The sequence below is a fragment of the Streptomyces sp. DSM 40868 genome, from assembly GCF_011820545.1.
GTDB classification, from domain to species: domain Bacteria; phylum Actinomycetota; class Actinomycetes; order Streptomycetales; family Streptomycetaceae; genus Streptomyces; species Streptomyces eurythermus.
Genome location: NZ_CP050504.1, coordinates 2352222 through 2369321 on the forward strand (window position 1 = coordinate 2352222; position 17100 = coordinate 2369321).

At 73.1% G+C, this 17100-nt stretch carries 15 protein-coding genes and 1 pseudogene; 8 read left to right on the forward strand and 8 right to left on the reverse strand.

Annotated features, from left to right (window positions below):
- Positions 1-18: 18 nt before the first annotated feature.
- Complete coding sequence (locus tag HB370_RS10590; RefSeq protein ID WP_030792087.1) at positions 19-1080, reverse strand: alkene reductase; 1062 nt, start codon at positions 1078-1080, stop codon at positions 19-21.
- Positions 1081-1224: 144 nt separating this feature from the next.
- Here HB370_RS10590 and HB370_RS10595 point away from each other — a divergent pair, with 144 nt between their 5' ends.
- Positions 1225-1788 carry a MarR family transcriptional regulator gene (locus HB370_RS10595; protein WP_051816129.1) on the forward strand — a complete coding sequence of 188 codons (564 nt, stop codon included), beginning with the start codon at positions 1225-1227 and terminating at the stop codon, positions 1786-1788.
- On the opposite strand, the gene HB370_RS10600 is transcribed toward HB370_RS10595, so the two are convergent.
- Positions 1737-2798, reverse strand: a complete 1062-nt coding sequence (locus HB370_RS10600) for an aminotransferase class V-fold PLP-dependent enzyme (RefSeq protein ID WP_030792093.1) — start codon at positions 2796-2798, stop codon at positions 1737-1739. The two genes, HB370_RS10595 and HB370_RS10600, sit on opposite strands and share 52 nt — an antisense overlap.
- Before the next feature lie 118 nt (positions 2799-2916).
- Entirely contained in the window at positions 2917-3636 is a 720-nt protein-coding gene (locus HB370_RS10605) for a DsbA family oxidoreductase (protein WP_030792095.1), read from the reverse strand.
- Positions 3637-3774: 138 nt separating this feature from the next.
- Here HB370_RS10605 and HB370_RS10610 point away from each other — a divergent pair.
- Positions 3775-4452, forward strand: a pseudogene (locus HB370_RS10610) (DUF6461 domain-containing protein); the annotation flags it as partial.
- 420 nt (positions 4453-4872) lie between these two features.
- On the opposite strand, the gene HB370_RS10615 reads toward HB370_RS10610, so the two are convergent.
- A complete protein-coding gene (locus tag HB370_RS10615; protein WP_030792104.1) occupies positions 4873-5871 on the reverse strand; it encodes a helix-turn-helix domain-containing protein in 999 nt (332 codons plus the stop codon).
- Positions 5872-5920: 49 nt separating this feature from the next.
- On the opposite strand from HB370_RS10615, the gene HB370_RS10620 reads away from it, so the two are divergent.
- A complete protein-coding gene (locus tag HB370_RS10620) occupies positions 5921-7297 on the forward strand; it encodes an MFS transporter (protein WP_051816130.1) in 1377 nt (458 codons plus the stop codon).
- Positions 7298-7404: 107 nt separating this feature from the next.
- Here the strand turns inward: HB370_RS10620 and HB370_RS10625 are convergent, their stop codons facing one another.
- Complete coding sequence (locus tag HB370_RS10625; protein WP_030792110.1) at positions 7405-8934, reverse strand: aldehyde dehydrogenase (NADP(+)); 1530 nt, start codon at positions 8932-8934, stop codon at positions 7405-7407.
- 144 nt (positions 8935-9078) lie between these two features.
- Here HB370_RS10625 and HB370_RS10630 point away from each other — a divergent pair, with 144 nt between their 5' ends.
- From HB370_RS10630 to HB370_RS10650, 5 genes are all read left to right on the forward strand, one after another.
- Complete coding sequence (locus HB370_RS10630) at positions 9079-9852, forward strand: IclR family transcriptional regulator (protein ID WP_030792113.1); 774 nt, start codon at positions 9079-9081, stop codon at positions 9850-9852.
- A gap of 53 nt (positions 9853-9905) precedes the next feature.
- Positions 9906-10409, forward strand: coding sequence for a GNAT family N-acetyltransferase (locus HB370_RS10635; protein ID WP_051816131.1), 504 nt, complete (start codon positions 9906-9908; stop codon positions 10407-10409).
- A gap of 65 nt (positions 10410-10474) precedes the next feature.
- Positions 10475-11929 (forward strand): penicillin-binding transpeptidase domain-containing protein, encoded by a 1455-nt coding sequence (locus HB370_RS10640; protein WP_030792121.1) that lies wholly within the window; start codon positions 10475-10477, stop codon positions 11927-11929.
- A 288-nt stretch (positions 11930-12217) separates the two neighbouring features.
- On the forward strand, positions 12218-12787 hold the full coding sequence (locus HB370_RS10645) for a SigE family RNA polymerase sigma factor (RefSeq protein ID WP_030792124.1): 570 nt from the start codon (positions 12218-12220) through the stop codon (positions 12785-12787).
- Positions 12784-13635, forward strand: coding sequence for a hypothetical protein (locus HB370_RS10650; protein ID WP_030792126.1), 852 nt, complete (start codon positions 12784-12786; stop codon positions 13633-13635). Before HB370_RS10645 ends, HB370_RS10650 begins: the two co-directional genes overlap by 4 nt.
- 25 nt (positions 13636-13660) lie before the next feature.
- Here HB370_RS10650 and HB370_RS10655 read toward each other — a convergent pair whose 3' ends face one another.
- From HB370_RS10655 to HB370_RS10665, 3 genes are all read right to left on the reverse strand, one after another.
- A complete protein-coding gene (locus tag HB370_RS10655) occupies positions 13661-14458 on the reverse strand; it encodes an HAD family acid phosphatase (RefSeq protein ID WP_030792130.1) in 798 nt (265 codons plus the stop codon).
- An 80-nt stretch (positions 14459-14538) separates the two neighbouring features.
- Positions 14539-15651 (reverse strand): pectinesterase family protein, encoded by a 1113-nt coding sequence (locus HB370_RS10660; protein WP_030792132.1) that lies wholly within the window; start codon positions 15649-15651, stop codon positions 14539-14541.
- A gap of 54 nt (positions 15652-15705) precedes the next feature.
- Positions 15706-16992 (reverse strand): pectate lyase, encoded by a 1287-nt coding sequence (locus HB370_RS10665; protein ID WP_030792135.1) that lies wholly within the window; start codon positions 16990-16992, stop codon positions 15706-15708.
- Positions 16993-17100 lie beyond the last annotated feature (108 nt).

The following is a 17100-nucleotide window of genomic DNA, read 5'->3' on the forward strand; positions in this document are numbered from 1 at the left end:
GGCCCTCGCGGGGCATCGTCACAGCGTCGGGTAGTCCGTGTAGCCCTCGGCCCCGCCGCCGTAGAAGGTCGCCGGGTCCGCCGGGTTGAACGGGCCGCCGGCGCGCAGGCGGGCCGGGAGGTCGGGGTTGGCGAGGAACAGCCGGCCGAAGGCGACCAGGTCGGCCGAGCCGTCCTCGACCAGGGCGAGGGCGTCCGGGCCGGTGGGGTCCTCGGTCGCCGGGTTGAGGACGAAGGCCCCGCTGAAGCGCTTGCGCAGCACGGGCGTCAGGGCGCGGAAGTCCGCGCTCTCCATCACGTGCAGATAGGCGAGGCCCAGCGGCTCCAGCACGTCGAGCAGCGCGGTGTACTCCGGCTCCGGCTCGGGTTCCCGGATGTCGTTGAAGGGGTTTCCCGGGGAGATCCGCAGGGCGGTGCGGCCGGGGCCGATCGCCTCGGCGACGGCCCGGACGGCCTCCACGGCGAAGCGGACACGGCCCGGCACCGAGCCGCCCCAGCCGTCGGTGCGCCGGTTGCTGCCGGGCGCCAGGAACTGGTGGATGAGATAGCCGTTGGCGCCGTGGAGTTCCACCCCGTCGAACCCGGCCTCGACGGCGCCCCGGGCAGCCGCCGCGAAATCGGCGAGCGTGGCGCGGATCTCCGCCTCGGACAGTTCCCGGGGCGTGACGAAGTCCTTGGGTCCCTGGTGGGTGTAGACCTGGCCGCGGGCCGCCACCGCCGAGGGGGCGACGTTGACCAGTCCCGCGGGCAGCAGATCGGGGTGGCCGACGCGGCCGGTGTGCATGAGCTGGGCGAAGATCCGGCCCCCGGCGGCGTGCACGGCGTCGGTCACGGTGCGCCAGGCGGCGATCTGCGCGGCGGTGTGCAGGCCGGGGGTGTCGGGGTAGCCCTGGCCGACGGCCGAGGGCTGGATCCCCTCGGTGACGATCAGGCCGGCCGAGGCGCGCTGGGCGTAGTACTCGGCGGTCAGGGCCGTGGGCAGCCCGCCGGCGGCGGCCCGGCTGCGGGTCATCGGCGCCATGACGATGCGGTTGGCAAGTCGCAGGCCGGGGAGGTCCACGGGGTCGAAGGCGGTGGTCACGGTAACCCCCAAGAAGAGTTAGTTGGTCGGCCAAGTAGCTCGACGCGGACCACCTTAACCCATTCCTTGGTCGACCAATCAAATGCCGGTGAGTACGCTTCGGGACCGTACGGACGGGATCTACGAGCAGCGCGGGAGCCACCCATGGACGCCAGCAACGGACCGGCGACGGCGGACGCCGCCCGGCACTCCCACGCCGAGCTGCCCGCCGCCGCCCGGGGCGGGCCGGTCGGGCACGCCCTGAGCCGGGTGGCGCGGCTGCACCGCACGGCCGCCGCCGCACTGCTGCGCGGGCTCGGCCTCTACCCGGGCCAGGAACTGGTGATGATGCACCTGTGGGAACGCGGCCCGGCCCGGCAGTCGGAGCTGATCCGGCTGCTCGGACTGGACCCGTCCACGGTGACGAAGATGCTCCAGCGGCTGGAGCAGGCCGGTCATGTGCGGCGGCTGCCGGACCCGGCGGACCGGCGCGCGGTGCTCGTGGAGGCCACGGAGTCCGGGGCGCGGCTGCTGGACGAGGTGGCGCGGCTGTGGACCACGCTGGAGGAAGAGAGCTTCGCCGGGCTGACGCCCGCCGAGCGCGAGCAGCTGCTGGGGCTGCTCGGCCGGGTCGAGGCCAACCTGTGCGCGACGGCCGCGCGGGAGGACCGGGAGGGTCAGGCGGACAGCGCGGCCAGCAGGCGGTCCACGTCCTCGGGCGTGTTGTAGAGGTGGAAGGCCGCGCGCAGATTGCCCGCGCGGTCGGAGACCTCGATGCCGGCCTCGCTCAGCTCCCCCTGCCGGGCGCCCAGTCCGGGCACCGAGACGATCGCCGAGCCGGAGGCCGGCACCGGCTCGTGGCCGAGCGCGGCGAGCCCCGCGCGGAACCGGTCGGCGAGCGCGGTGTCGTGGGCATGGATCGCCGGCACGCCCAGCTCCTCGACGAGTTCGAGGGACCGGCGCAGTCCGGCGAACGTGAACAGGGCGTGGGTGAGGTCGAACCGCCGGGCGGAGTGGGCGAGTTCGGCCACCGGGCCGTAACAGCTGTCCCACGGATGCTCGGCCGCGACCCAGCCCGCGAGCAGCGGGGTGAGTCCGCCGAAGTCCTCGGGCACGGTGAGGAAGGCGGCGCCGTGCGGGCCCAGCAGCCACTTGTAGGCGACGCTCGCGGTGAAGTCGTAGGCGTCCGCGTCGAAGGGCAGCCAGCCGGCGGCCTGCGAGAAGTCGACGTAGGTGCGGGCGCCGTGGGCGCGGGCGGCCTCGCGCAGGGCGGGCAGGTCGGCGAGCCGGCCGTCGGCGGACTGCGCGGCGCTGACCGCGACGAGCGCGGTGCCCGGCCGGACGGACTCGGCGATCCGCTCCAGCGGGACCGTGCGGACCTTGAGGTCGCCGCGGACGTGGAACGGGTTGAGTACGGACGTGAAGTCGTCCTCGGCGGTGAGGACTTCGGCGCCCGCGGGCAGCGCGGCGGCGATCACCCCGGTGTGCGCGGCGACCGAGGCGCCGGCCGCGACCCGGGTGGCCGGGACGCCGGCGAGCCGGGCGAACGCGGCCCGGCTCGCCTCCACGTCCTCGTACAGCCGGGTCAGCGGCCGGCCCTCGGCCCGCAACAGCGCCGCCTCGTTCAGGGCGGCGACGGTACGGGCCGGCAGCAGCCCGTTGCTCGCGGTGTTGAGGTAGGTGCTCCGGGGCCGGAACTCGGCGCGGACGAGGCGGTCGAAGGTCTCCGTGGTCTGCATGGGACCACTCTGCGGCTCCCGGAACTCCCCGTCCATTGCGGATTTTTGCGTGGCAACTCGTAGCAGCGCTTATAGCACGCCCGTGACCTGCGGGTTCGGGTACTGCGGCCTGCGGTTTTCAGCCGTGCTGCGGGACCTCGCAGCCGTCCGGGCCGCAGGCGTCGCCGTCGCCCTGGCCGACCAGCCGCAGCGGGGAGCGCTCGCCCCATGCCTGGGTCAGCGCCTGGGTGAAGACCTCGGCGGGCTGGGCGCCGGAGACGCCGTACTTGCGGTCGAGGACGAAGAACGGCACGCCGGTCGCGCCGAGCTGGGCGGCCTCGCGCTCGTCGGCGCGTACCTCGTCGGCGTAGGCGTCCGGGTCGGCGAGCACCGCGCGGGCGGCCCCGGCGTCCAGTCCGGCCTCGGCGGCCAGCTCCACCAGGCGCTCGTCGCCCTCGGTGAAGACGGACCGCTCCTCGGCGAAGTTGGCCCGGTAGAGGATCTGGATCAGTTGGTCCTGCCGGCCGTGCTCCTTGGCGAAGTGCAGCAGGCGGTGCATGTCGAAGGTGTTGCCGTGGTCGCGGTCCCGGGTGCGGTAGTCCAGGCCCTCGGCGGCGGCCTGGGCGCCGAGGTTGTCCTCGCCGGCCTGGGCCTGGGCCTCGCTCATGCCGTACTTCCTGGTCAGCATGGTGATCACCGGCTGTACGTCGCCCTTGGCGCGGCCCGGGTCCAGCTCGAAGGAGCGGTGCACCACCTCGACCTCGTCGCGGTGCGGGAAGGCAGCCAGCGCCTTCTCGAAGCGGGCCTTGCCCACGTAGCACCAGGGGCAGGCGATGTCGCTCCAGATCTCGACGCGCATGTCTTCGGCTCTCTCCAGGTCGTACGGTACGGCCGTGGGGAATCTCCCCGGGCCGGGTATGTGAACATTCAAACAGGCCGGGGTATTCCCGTATCCGCGGTCCGGCGGCTCGGGTCCTGAGTACCGGTTCGGGGGCGGAGCCCGCAGGAGGTGCTGCGTGCGATGGAGGCGGAACCGCGCGGCACCGGGGAGGGCACGGCCGGGCTGGTCGAGGCGGATGACGCCCACCGTGCCGAGATGGATGACGACTACGGGGACGATTCCTACGTCGCGGGCGCCTTCCGGGCCCCGGGCGAGGACGGCGGCTGGACGGTTGTCCTCGGCTTCGACGGTGGCCTTGGGGTGCCGTGCGCGGAGGCGCTGTCGGAGGGCGGCCGGGTCGTGGCGCACTCGAGCAACGGCGGCAAGCCCATCCACCTCTTCCACTGGTTCGAGGACGGTGAGCTCCGTACGACGTTCGAGGACCCCTCGGCGCGCGACGGCAGCAGCCCCGGTGAACTGGTTCCCCTGTTGCGGGAAGTCGGCTTCCCGCTGACTCCCGAGGGAGAGCACGACGAAAGCGCTCCGGTCGTCGACGGGAAGGCGGCGGTTCTCGCTCTGGCCGAGAGACTCACCGGCGTACGTGTCACCGAATCCCTGCTCCAGGACGCCACGTACGAACTGGGACTCGTCCCCGAACAGCCCGCCGAGGAGTGGACCGGCCTGGTCATCGACATCACCGATGCCCGCGGAGAGCGTCTGTACAAGGGATGGACCTACGAGGAGATCGCGGCGGCTTCCGACCGCGCGCGGGCGGAGGCGAAGCGCCGGTCCTGATCACCACCGGCAACCGTTGTGACGCACTGCCGATCGAGCTGGAGAAGGTCCCCGGTGTGGTTGTGGCCGTCGAAGAGGCAGATCTTGCCTTCCGCACAGTTGCTCAGGAGCCCGTCCTCGGGGTCGGCCGACGCGGTTCCCGGGGCCGCCAGTACGGCGGTGGAGGCGAGGGCTGCCGCTACCACCGCGGTCTTGACCGCACGTCTCATGAGTGTCCCTTTCCCGTTGCTGCCCGTGGGAGCGCGGTCGTGGTCGCCGCGTCCGGATGCCGCTCCTCGAGGGCATCCGGTCGTACAACGGCCCTCGCGCGCATACGGTTCACGGGGATGACGTTCGAAGTCGCCTCAAGCGGGCCACGCCGCGGGCGAGTTGGATCCCGCTGGTGCGGGGACGGGCTGCGGCCCGGCTCGGTGGCGGTCCTCAGGCCACGGCGCGGGTGCCCGAGCCGGCCGTATGGCCGTGCCTGCTGAACTGGGCCCGGTACGCGCTCGGGGTGAGGCCGGTGCGGCGGACCAGGTGGGCGCGCAGGGAGTCGGCGGTGCCCAGACCGCAGGCGGCGGCCACCTGGTCCATGGGCAGCCGGGTGGTCTCCAGCAGTTCCTTGGCCCGCTCGATGCGCTGGTGCAGCAGCCACTGCAACGGGCTGACCCCGCTCTCCGCCTGGAACCGGCGGGTGAGGGTGCGTACCGAGACACCGGCGTGCCGGGCCAGGTCGGTCAGGGTGAGCGGCTTGTCCAGGTTGCGCATCGCCCAGCCCCGGGTGTCGGCGCAGGCGGTGCCGCGCTCGGGCGGCAGCGGGGTCTGGGTGAACTGGGTCTGCCCGCCGGGCCGGACCGGGGCGACCAGGGCGAGCCGGGCGACCTCGTTGGCGATGGCGGCGCCGTAGTCGGTGCGGACGATGTGCAGGCACAGGTCGATCCCGGCGGCGTAGCCGGAGGCGGTCAGGAGCGGGCCGTCCTGGACGAACAGGACGTCGCCCTGGAGGTCGATGTCGGGGTGGCGGCGGCGCAGCTCCCCGGCCTGTGCCCAGTAGGTGGTGGCCTTGCGGCCCTTGAGCAGGCCCGCCTCGGCGAGCGAGAAGGCGCCGGAGCAGATGGAGGCGATGCGCTTGCCCGCCGCCGCGGCCTCGCGCAGCGCCTCGACCACCCGCGGGTCCGGGGACAGGGGCCGGCCGGTGCCCGCGACGATCACGGTGTGCGCCTCGCGCAGCGCCTCCAGGCCGTGGGGCACGTACAGGTCGAGCGTGCCGGTGGTGGGCATGGGGCCGGGCTCGGGCGCGCAGATCACGACCTCGTAGCCCGGTTCGCCGTCGACCCGCACCTTGTCGAAGAGCAGCTCGGGGATGGCGAGGTTGAACATCGACACGGGCGGGGACGCGACGACGGCGACACGCAGCATGGCCAGAACCTCCGGATGCATGGCATTCAGGCCACTACTGTATGCCGCAGACGACCAGCACCATGGCCGCATGCCGAACGCCAAGACTCTGACCACCCCTCAACTGACCGGCCCCGGCGAGGAAACGGGCACCGCGCCGGTACTCACCCTCGTGGCGGCCATCCTCGGGACCGCCCTGATCACCCTGGACTCGACGATCGTGACCGTCGCCCTCCCGGCGATCGGCTCCTCCCTCGGTGGCGGGATGTCCGGCCTCCAGTGGGTGGTGGACTCCTACACCCTCGCCCTGGCCGCGCTCATGCTGTCCACGGGCGCCTTCGCGGACCGGGCCGGGGCGAGCCGCGCGTACGCCCTGGGCATCACGATGTTCACGCTCGCCTCGGCGGCCTGCGGGCTCGCGCCGGGCCTGCCGGCGCTGATCGGCGCGCGGACGGTGCAGGGGGCGGCGGCGGCCGTGGTGCTGCCCGCCTCGCTGGCCCTGGTGCGCCAGGCCTACCCGGATCCGGCCCGACGCGGCCGGGCGGTGGCCACCTGGGCGGCGGGCAGCTCGACGGCGCTGGCCCTCGGTCCGGTGGCGGGCGGGGTGCTGACCACCTGGTGGGACTGGCGGGCGGTCTTCTTCGTCAATCTGCCGCTGGGCGTGGCCGCGCTGGTCCTGCTGGTACGCGCTCCCCGCTCGGCGCGCCGCCCGGCCCCGCTGGACCTGCCGGGCCAGGCGACGGCCGTGCTCGCCCTGACCGCGCTGACGTTCGCGGTGATCGAGGGCGGTACGGCGGGCCTCGTCTCCGGTGCCGTGGCCGTGGCCGCCGCCGTCGCGTTCGTACGGATCGAGACGCGGCGGCCCCACCCGGTGGTGCCGCTCGGCCTGTTCCGCGACCGGACGGTGCGGCTGGCCGTGGCCACCGGGTCGGCGGCCAGCGTGGCGTTCTACGGGATGGTCTTCCTGTTCTCGCTGTTCTTCCAGCAGGTGCAGGGCCGTTCGGCGCTCGCCGCCGGGCTGTTGTTCCTGCCCATGACGGGGGTGATCGCGACGACGAACGTGGTCTCCGGCCGGCTCGCGGGGCGCTACGGCGCCCGGGTGCCGCTGCTGGCCGGGCAGGCGCTCGCGGTGGCGGGCCTGCTGGCCCTGTTCACCGTAGACGCCGGCACCCCGGCCGCGGTGGTGGCCGTGCTGCTGGTGCCGATGGCCGTCGGCGTGGCGCTGGCCGTGCCGGCCCTGACCGCGGTGCTGCTGGACGCCGTGCCGGCCGAGCGGGCGGGGGTGGCCGCCGGGGTGCTCAACGCGGCCCGGCAGGTGTCCGGCGGACTCGGGATCGCGGTGTTCGGCGCCCTGGTGGACGGCGGTTTCACCGCCGGACTGCGGGCGAGCCTGACCGTGGCGGCGGCCCTGCTCGCCGTGACGTTCCTGCTGGGCTGCCGACGGGTCACCGCTCCAGCCGCCCGCTGAACCACCGGGGCGGGCAGGCTACCGGCTACCGCTCCAGCCGTCCGTCGAACCGCCGGCGCGGGCGGGCTACCGCTCCAGCCACCCGCTCAGCCCCCGCGACCGGCGGACTACCGCTCCAACCGCCCGTTGAACCGCCGCGGCAGGCCGAGCGGGTTGTCGTCCTTCAGTTCGGCCGGCAGCAGCGCCTCCGGCGCGTTCTGGTAGACGACCGGCCGCAGCCACCGCTCGATGGCGGTGCCGCCCACGGAGGTCGAGGTGGAGGTGGTCGCCGGGTAGGGCCCGCCGTGGTGCTGGGCCGGTGCCACGGCCACCCCGGTCGGCCAGCCGTTGACCAGGACCCGGCCGGCCAGCGGGGTCAGCTCGGCGAGCAGCTCCGGTCCCCGGCCCTGGCCCGCGGCCTCCTGCGAGGAGAGCTGGACCGTCGCGGTGAGGTTGCCCGGGAGCCGGGACAGGACGGCCTTGGCCTCCTGCTCGTCGGCGTAGCGGGCCACCACCGTGACCGGCCCGAAGCACTCCTCCAGGAGCAGGTCGTGGTCGCCCTCCTCGGTCAGCTTCGCCGCCGGCACGGTGAGGAAGCCCGGGCTGACGGTGTGCTCGCCGCCCTCGCCCGGGGTGACGGGCGCGTCCACGTCGGGCAGCCCGGCGCGTTCGGCCACACCGGCGATGAAGTTGTCCCGCATGCGGTGGTCGAGCAGCACCCCGGCGTCGGTGCCGGCGACGGCGTCGGCCAGCGACTTCACCAGCTGGTCGCCGGCTCCGCCGGAGGGCACCAGCACCAGGCCGGGCTTGACGCAGAACTGGCCGACGCCGAGGGTCATCGACCCGGCGAGCCCGCCGCCGATCTCCTCGGGCCGCTCGGCCGCGGCGGCCTCGGTCACCAGGACCGGGTTCAGCGAGCCGAGTTCGCCGTGGAACGGGATCGGCACCGGGCGCGCGGCGGCGGCGTCGAACAGCGCCCGGCCGCCGCGGACGGAGCCGGTGAAGCCGGCCGCGGCGACCAGCGGGTGCTTGATCAGTTCGATGCCCGCCTGGAAGCCGTGCACCAGGCCGACGACGCCCTCGGGGATGCCGTGCCCGGCGGCGGCCCGGCGCAGCACCTCGGCGACCCGCTCGGACAGTGCCGGGTGGTCGGGGTGGGACTTGACCACGACGGGGCAGCCCGCGGCGAGCGCGCTCGCGGTGTCACCGCCGGCGACGGAGAAGGCGAAGGGGAAGTTGGAGGCGGAGTAGACGGCGACGACGCCGAGCGGCACCTTGTAGCGCCGCAGGTCCGGCACGGGCGGGGTCGCGGTGGCGTCGGGGTGGTCGATGACGACGTCCAGGAAGGCGCCCTCGTCGACGATGTCCGCGAAGGCCCGCAACTGGTAGACGGTCCGGGCCAGTTCGCCGGACAGCCGGACCTGGCCGAGGGCGGTCTCGGCGTCGGCGGTCTCGACCAGGGTGTCACGGGCCGCGTCCAGGCCCGCGGCGGCCGAGCGCAGGAAGGCGGCGCGGACCGCGCGGTCGGCGAGCGCCTCGCGCGCCGCCTCGGCCGCCCGGACGGCCGCGTCCACCTCCTGGGCTGTGGCCTCGACCGCAACCTGTTCGCGCTGCTTCCCGGTGCGCGGGTCGACACTCCAGACTGGTGCTGCTGCCACCGCGGGTCCCTCCAAAAGGCCGCACTAACTGAATCTGTGCGTCACCCATCAGCCGCGTTCGATATACTGAACACTGTCTCTGATGATGAACGCTGCTCGGAGACTATATATCTCGGTCCTCGTCGAACGAAGGGGTCAAGGGCGATGACGGCAGGCGACACAGGGGGCGGGGCGCAGGTCAAGTCCGCGGTACGGACCGTGGAATTGCTCGAGTACTTCGCCGGCCGGCCCGGTATGCACTCCCTCGCGGCCGTCCAGGAGGCCGTGGGCTATCCCAAGTCCAGCCTGTACATGCTGCTGCGCACGCTGGTGGAGCTGGGCTGGGTGGAGACGGACGCCACGGGCACCCGGTACGGCATCGGGGTGCGGGCGCTGCTCGTCGGCACCTCCTACATCGACGGCGACGAGGTGGTGGCCGCCGCCCGCCCGACCCTGGACCGGCTCTCCGACGACACCACGGAGACCATCCACCTGGCCCGGCTCGACGGCACCAACGTGGTCTACCTGGCCACCCGCCAGTCCCAGCACTACCTGCGCCCCTTCACCCGGGTCGGCCGCCGGCTGCCCGCCCACTCCACCTCCCTCGGCAAGGCGATCCTCGCCACCTACACCGACGAGCAGGTGCGCAAGCTGCTGCCGGAGACGCTGCCCGCGCTCACCGAGCACACCCTCACCGACCGGGAGCGGCTCATCGAGGAGCTGCGCCAGATCCGGGAGCAGGGCTTCGCGGTCGACCGCGAGGAGAACACGCTGGGCCTGCGCTGCTTCGGCGTGGCCATCCCCTACCGCACGCCCGCCCGGGACGCCATCAGCTGCTCGGTCCCGGTGGCCCGGCTGACCCCGGCCCACGAGCAGATGATCAAGGACGCGCTGTTCGACGCGCGCGACCGGCTGACCCTGGCGACCCGTCGGCTGTGAGCCGGGCGAGCCCAGGTGTGCCGTCCCGGAGAAGCACGCCTAGGCTCGGCCCCATGGAGATCGCGCTGCGCGCCGTCCGGGACAGTGACGTGCCGGTGTTCCACCGCCAGATGACCGACCCGGAGGCCGTCCGGATGGCCGCGTTCGGGCCGGAGGACTGCACCGGCCCGGAGGCCTTCGCGGCGTACTGGCGACGCCTGCGCGCCGGCCGCGCCGTCCTGCGCACGGTCCTGGCCGACGGGGCGGTGGCGGGCAGCGCGGTGGTGTACGGGGAGAGCGGCGAGCGCGAGGTGTCGTACTGGATCGACCGCGCGTACTGGGGCCGGGGCGTGGCGACGGCCGCGCTGCGGGCCCTGCTCGCCGAGGTCCCCGAACGGCCGGTGTACGCCCGGGCGGCGGCCGACAACACGGGTTCGCTGCGCGTCCTGGCCAAGTGCGGCTTCCGCGAGACGGCCCGCGCCCGGGGCTTCGCGAACGCGCGGGGCCGGGAGATCGATGAGGTCGTGCTGGTGCTGGAGGGCGGGGCGGACGGCTGCCCCGAGGCCGCCGCCTCCTGAGAGGACGATGAAAAAGCGGGGCGTACGGGAACGATCGGCACCGCTCCGCTCGTCTTCCGTGCGGGATGAACAAGACGATCAGGCGGGCGTCCGTCTTCGCGCTGCTGCTCGTGCTCGCCCTGCTGGTCAGGGCGACATGGCTGCAGTTCTACGACGGCCAGGCCCTCGCGGACGACAAGGACAACCGGCGGAACGTGATCGCGACGTACTCGCGTCCTCTGGGGAACATCATCGTGGCCGGGGAGGCGATCACCGGTTCCGCGCGGACGAAGGGAAGCGATCTCGCGTACAAGCGGACGTACACGGACGGCGAGCTGTACGCGGCGGTGACGGGCTACGCCTCGCAGGCCTACGCCCCCACCCAGCTGGAGGGCATCTACACGGACCTGCTCAACGGCACGGACAACCAGCTCAAGACGGTGATGGACACCGTCACCGGGGAGCGCCCCGAGCCGGGCAACGTCCTCACGACGATCGACCCGGCCGTGCAGAAGGCGGGCTATCGCGCGCTGGGCGGCAAGAAGGGCGGGGCCGTCGCGATCGACCCGAGGACCGGGAAGATCCTCGCGGCGGTCTCGACACCGTCGTACGACCCCTCCACGCTCACCGACGCGAACACCGCGGGCAAGGCGTGGAAGGCGCTCAACGCGGACAAGGACAAGCCGCTCACCAACCGCGCGCTGCGCCAGCCGCTGCCGCCGGGCTCGACGTTCAAGCTGGTCGTCGCCGCGGCCGCGCTGGAGGACGGGCTGTACAAGAATGTGGACCAGCCCACCGACAGCCCCGACCCGTACATCATGCCGGGCACGGTGCAGCCGCTGAACAACGAGAACAAGTCGGCGCCGTGCGAGAACGCCTCCATCCGGGTCGCCCTGCGCTACTCCTGCAACAACGTCTTCGGTCACATGGCCGTCGAGCTGGGGCAGGACAAGGTCAAGGAGATGGCCGAGAAGTTCGGCTTCAACGACGACGAGCAGGACGTGCCGGTGCGCGCCTATGCGAGCGTCTACCCCTCCGGCATGGACAAGGCGCAGACGGCCCTGTCGGGCATCGGCCAGTTCGACGTCACGGCCACCCCGCTCCAGATGGCCATGGTGTCCGCGGCCATAGCCAACGGCGGCAAGCTGGTCTCGCCGCACATGGTCTCGCAGATCACCGACAGCGGCGGTGACGTGCTGAAGGACTACGACGACGACACCGACACCTCGGAGATCATCAGCTCCACCACCGCCGAGCAGCTCCAGTCGGCGATGGAGACGGTGGTGAAGGACGGTACGGGCACGAACGCGCTGATCGACGGGGTGACCGTCGGCGGCAAGACCGGTACCGCGCAGCACGGCGAGAACAACAGCAAGACGCCGTACGCCTGGTTCACCTCCTACGGCAAGTCGGACTCCAATGGCAAGGAAGTGGCCGTCGCGGTCATGGTGGAGCAGTCCGACGCGGCCCGCTCCGAGGTGAGCGGCAACGGCCTGGCGGCGCCGGTGGCGCGGGCCATGATGCAGGCGGCGCTGAAGTAGCACGCCCGTGGCGCCCCGGCAGGGGGCGGGGCGCCACGCACTCCCCCGGCCCGTCCGGCGCGGATTCCCCCTCCTTCTCCCCTCTTCTCCCGTCCTCGTGAACCCTCTTCGGGTCGTTTCCGTGTTCCCTCAACGGGTTCGGTCGGTCATACGATGTCCGACCCCCCGTACGAGAACACCTAAACGATCACTGCTACGCTTCCGGATCTCCGTCCGGGCCTCCCTGGACCCTCGCATGTCATTCACATGACACTCACTTCCAGAGCGCGCATCGAGAAGAGGTCACCCGTGGGCACAGTCGTCGACGACGCCGCCTCCGTGGAGTTCCATGCCTTCTTCGAACGGCACTACGCCGAACTGGCTCGTCTTGCCCACCTGTTGACCGGCGAGGCGGACGCGGCGGACGACCTGGCGGCCGACGCGCTGCTGGCGCTGTGGCACCGCTGGGACCGGGTGCGCGCCGCCGACCGGCCGGTGGCGTACGCGCGGGGCGTGGTCGCCAACCTGGCCCGCACCCGGATCCGCGGCGCGGTGCGCGAGCGGCGGCGGATCGCGCTGTTCTGGCCGCGCGGCGAGGAGCGGACCGAGAACCCGGACGTCGCCGGTGTGGTGGACGTCCAGGAGGCCCTGCGCAGACTGCCGTTCCGGAAACGGGCGTGCGTGGTGCTCCGGCACGCGTTCGACCTGTCGGAGAAGGACACCGCGCTCGCGCTCGGGATCTCGGTGGGTACGGTTAAGAGCCAGACGTCCAAGGGCATGGCCGAACTCCAGCGGCTGCTCGGCCCGCAGGGCGACCCGCGGCGGGTGCACGCGGCGATGGCGGCCCGGGGCGGCGAGAGCGGAGGAAGGAACCGATGAGGCGGCAGGACGTGCACGACGAGCTGCGCGCCCGGCTGCACGAGGCGGCCGAGGCCCACGAACCGGACCGCGCGCGCATCCTGGCCCGGGTGGAGCGCGGCATGGCCGAGCCGTCCGGCCCCGGCCACCGGGCCGTGCGCCCGCCGGTGGTGGGCTGGTTGCGGGTGGTCTCCGCGACGGCCGCGGTGGCCGGTGTGCTCGCGGTCGGGGGTTACGCGGTGGCGTCCGCCGTACGGGACGATCCGCCGCCGGCCCGGCGGACGGTGGCGGTGTCGCCGACGCCCAGCGCGTCACCGGAGCGCTCCACGGCCCCGGCGCCCCCCGCCCCCACGGCGCGCCCGACGCCCGGCGAGGCCGCCGGCGAGCCGTCCCGCACGCCGTCCTCCTCCCCCTCCTCCGCCACCCCGGGGGCCACCACCCCGGCCGCTCCGCCGCCGGTCCGCGCCGAGCGGAACGGCCCCCTGTGGTCGGACGGCTCGGTGGACCCGCACAGCAACGTCTTCTGGGCGCAGAGCAATCTGACCCTGAAGACGTCCGTGCAACTCACCGCGCTCACCGTCGAGTTGCGGATCGCGCAGACCGGCGGGGTGACCTCCACGGGCGCCTGGCGCTCGCTGCCCGAGGCGGACTTCGCCCAGAGCGTCGTGGAGCGGGACGGGTTCGTCGTCTACACCTGGACGCTGAAGCCGGGGCGTACGGTGCCGGCGGGCGAGTGGGTGTTCGCCGGGCAGTACGACCACGCCCGCGGGGGGCGGGACGCCAAGGACGACGGCTATGTCATGACGGGGGCCGCCGACGGCCACACCTACACGGTGACCGGCGACTTCGCCCCGCACGACCGCTCCTAGGCCCTGGCGCCCGCCGGCCCGGGCGTCAGGAGACGAAGTACGTCGGGTTGGGCAGCTTGTAGGTGCGGTCGGCGTAGCCGCCCCCGAGGTCCGAGTACTGGTCGCCGAAGTTGGCGATGATCTCGTAGCCGAGGTCCTGCTCGATGTGCTTGCGCGTGGCGGACTTGAACTGGACCGTGGTGCACTTCCAGTTGCCCGGGGTGGCGCAGTCCTTCAGGTAGGCCGGCGGGTCGGCCTTGTCCTTGAGGAACATGTGGGCGGGGTCGAGGTTGACGTCGGCGCCGACCTTCTTCAGGTTCGCCACCGCGGCGGCGCGGCGGGCCTCGCCCAGACCGGTGTTGTAGAAGACCTCGACGCCCTTGGAGTCGGCGTAGCGCACCAGTTCCGGGCTGCCGAAGACGGCCGGGCGGTCGGCCCGGTCCACGTACGCGTTCCAGTCGGCGTCGTTGTACGTGTAGTTGGTGCGCTTCTCGTAGTCCAGGCTGAGCAGCAGGGTGTCGTCGATGTCGAAGACGACGGCCGGCTTCTCGCCCCGGCGGTGGGCCTTGCGGGCGGCCTTGTCGATGTAGCTCCTGGCGTCGGCGTCGATCCGCGCCAGGTCCCGGGCGTAGGGGCTGTCCGGAGACGCCTGGTAGACGCCGTTCGCGTCGGCGGTGGTGCCGTAGTAGGTGTCGATGTCCTTCACCAACTGGCCGATGTTGTACGGCTCGTGGGTGGAGTTGGCGGTCGACTGGCCGGCGGTGGCCGCGCCCGCGCCGTACAGCGCCGCGCCGGCGACGGCACAGGCGGCGCCGGCCGCGAGGACCCTGAGGGACTTGCGCATGGTTCTCCGATCCGGTGGATGAGAGTGATGTACCAGGTCGGAGACTGTCTACGCGCATCACATCGAGACCGCGAGCCCTGTTACCCGATCGGTATGCGAGCCGCTTTCCGGGGACGCCAGTCGCCGAGGTAGGCGGCCGGGGTGTGCAGCGCGGCCTCGGCGGCGGTGAGCCGCGGCCGGTTGGCCGGAACGCTGACCACCGCGCCCGGCCCGGAGTTGCGGTACTCGGCGAAGCGCATGGACTGCCAGGGGTAGGCGTCACGCATGTCGGCGTAGGGGGCCACCGGGTCGATGCCGGGCCCGATGACGCTGTCCCGGACGACCAGCGCGGGCCGGGCCGTGGTCTCGTTCGACGGCACCCACGGCCGCGCCAGCTTGTACGCCCCGTCCGCCGCGCCGGAGGTGAACCGGCAGCGCACGGCGAGCATGCCGCGGGGGTTGGCCCGGGCGGTGGAGGGCGCGAAGACGAAGCCGTAGGGCGGGGCGGACAGGTCACCGCGGTCCAGGGTGTGGAAGCGGCAGTGCTCGTACACGGCGGTGGCCCGCCCGAAGACGAAGTCGACGTCGCCCTCGATGTGGCAGTGCGCGTAGTACTGCCGGGCGAAGACGGACAGGGCGGTGGAGTCGGCGTACAGGGTGTCCTGGTGGCCGAGGAAGCGGCAGTGCCAGAAGGCGCTCCGGTCGCCCTGTGCCTTGAGCGCGACGGCCTGGGTGCCGGTGGTGCCGGGGTGGTCGGCGCGCAGCCAGTCGTTGGCGAAGGTGATCCAGCGGGCGGTGAACCCGTCGGCCTGGACGGTGGTCGTGGCCGAGCCGCTGGTGCCGTGGGTGCCGCCGCCGGGCTTGGGGGTGCCGGCCGCGTTGTCGTACACGATCACCACGTCCCGTGGGTCCTCGGAGGCGCCGATCCAGGTCATCTCCGTACGGCCGGCGTCGACGGTGACCGTCTCGCGGTAGGTGCCGGGGGCGATGACCAGGGTCCGGCCGCTGCCGGTGGCGGCGGTCACCGCGGCCTGGACGGAGGTGAAGTCGCCCCGGCCGTGCGGGTCGACGTACAGGGTGCCCGGGGTGCGGCGGCGGTCCGGGGAGCCGTGGCGGCCGAACGGGTCGCTGCGGGCTTGGGCGGGGGCCGGTGTCAGGGCGAGCGCGGCAGCGGCGGTGCCCGCGGTGAGCAGGGCCCTTCTGGTCAGGGGCATGGGAGTCCTCCCTCTCGGGGCGGCCGGGGCGGGGGCGCCCCGGCCGGGAACGGGTCAGTGCAGGCGTCCGGCGCCCGCGTGGCGGCCGACGATGCCGGGGACGGCCTGCGGCCGGTCGACCCGGGTGCGCAGCTCGGGGGTCCAGCCGGCGTCGGCCCGGAGGGTCTCGCCGGGCACCTCCGCGTTGTGGACGGCGAGGAGGTCCACCGGGCGGCCGTTGACGTAGTTGTCGGCTGCGGTGACCGGGGCGTCCTTCCACTTCTTCAGCACCGCACCGGCCCGGACGCCGTCCGGCAGGGTGAACGCGTTGTGCTCGGCGACGAGTTGGGACTCCATGCCGATGCCGTAGGTGTAGGAGTAGCCGTCACCGGCGACGAAGTGGTTGTTGTACGAGTCGACCTGCCCGAAGCGGACGCGCGGGGCCCGCTCGACCAGGTTCCGGAACAGGTTGTGGTGGAAGGTGACCTTCAGGTGCCCGCGGTCGACGGCGGCGGTGGCCGCGCTGTCGCTGTTGCCGATGAGGATCGTCTTGTCGTGGTCCTCGAAGACGTTCCAGGAGGCGGTGACGTAGTCGGAGCCCTTGACGACGTCCAGCTCGCCGTCGTGCTGCTGGTGGATCCGGCCGTAGTACGACGGCAGGGTGCTGTCCGGGTGGTCGCCGTCGGTGAAGGTGTCGTGGTCGATCCACACATGGGTCGAGCCGTGCACCACGGCGCTGTCGTACTCGGAGTTCCAGTTGCCGTCGGCGGTGTCGGTCGGGTCCCACTGCGGGAAGCAGTCGAGGGGGCTCTCGAAGGTCAGGTTGCGCACGATGACGTTGTCGACGCCCTTGATCTGGAGGCTGGCGCCCTTGAATCCGGCGTCGCGGCCGATGCCGACGATGGTGGTGTTGGCGGGGACGGCCGCCTTGATGAAGGCGTCCTGCCGGGCGGCGGAGGCGCGGCGCAGGCCCTCGGGGCTGTCGTCGGGCTCGGCGTCGAGGGTCCTGGCGCGGCCCCACACCGCCGGGTCGTAGGTCTTCAGGTAGGCGGCGAAGTCGTAACCGGGCACGGCGAACGCGTCGCAGCCCGGCCCGTCGGCGTCGATCGTGCCCTTCACCCGGACGATCTTCGGCGCGCTGCCGCCGTCGGCGAGGGCGGCCTTGAACTGCTCCCAGGTGGTGACGGTGTACACGTGCGCGGGGTCGGCGGCGGCCCCGCCGGTGGTCCCGGTGCCGTACGCGGCCCAGCCGTCCCGGGCGGGGAGCACCTGCCGGTCGGGGGCGGTGTGGTGGGCGGGGTGCGCGGACGCGGTGCCGGTGACGGCGAGGACGAGGGCGGTGGCACCCACCAGCACGCCCATGACCCGTCCATGACATCTCTGTGTACGCACTGTGCGGCTCTCCTAGATGGCTTGGTGACTCGGTGAATCGGCGGCCCGACGGCTCGGCGACCCGGTGGCCCGGTGGCC

Bases quoted from the DNA above. Each gene is read 5' to 3' on its own strand.
- HB370_RS10595 (WP_051816129.1), top strand. From the start codon at position 1,225: ATGGACGCCAGCAACGGACCGGCGACGGCGGACGCCGCCCGGCACTCC.
- HB370_RS10600 (WP_030792093.1), bottom strand. From the start codon at position 2,798: ATGCAGACCACGGAGACCTTCGACCGCCTCGTCCGCGCCGAGTTCCGG.
- HB370_RS10605 (WP_030792095.1), bottom strand. From the start codon at position 3,636: ATGCGCGTCGAGATCTGGAGCGACATCGCCTGCCCCTGGTGCTACGTG.
- HB370_RS10615 (WP_030792104.1), bottom strand. From the start codon at position 5,871: ATGCATCCGGAGGTTCTGGCCATGCTGCGTGTCGCCGTCGTCGCGTCC.
- HB370_RS10620 (WP_051816130.1), top strand. From the start codon at position 5,921: ATGCCGAACGCCAAGACTCTGACCACCCCTCAACTGACCGGCCCCGGC.
- HB370_RS10630 (WP_030792113.1), top strand. From the start codon at position 9,079: ATGACGGCAGGCGACACAGGGGGCGGGGCGCAGGTCAAGTCCGCGGTA.
- HB370_RS10635 (WP_051816131.1), top strand. From the start codon at position 9,906: ATGGAGATCGCGCTGCGCGCCGTCCGGGACAGTGACGTGCCGGTGTTC.
- HB370_RS10640 (WP_030792121.1), top strand. From the start codon at position 10,475: ATGAACAAGACGATCAGGCGGGCGTCCGTCTTCGCGCTGCTGCTCGTG.
- HB370_RS10650 (WP_030792126.1), top strand. From the start codon at position 12,784: ATGAGGCGGCAGGACGTGCACGACGAGCTGCGCGCCCGGCTGCACGAG.
- HB370_RS10655 (WP_030792130.1), bottom strand. From the start codon at position 14,458: ATGCGCAAGTCCCTCAGGGTCCTCGCGGCCGGCGCCGCCTGTGCCGTC.
- HB370_RS10660 (WP_030792132.1), bottom strand. From the start codon at position 15,651: ATGCCCCTGACCAGAAGGGCCCTGCTCACCGCGGGCACCGCCGCTGCC.
- HB370_RS10665 (WP_030792135.1), bottom strand. From the start codon at position 16,992: ATGGGCGTGCTGGTGGGTGCCACCGCCCTCGTCCTCGCCGTCACCGGC.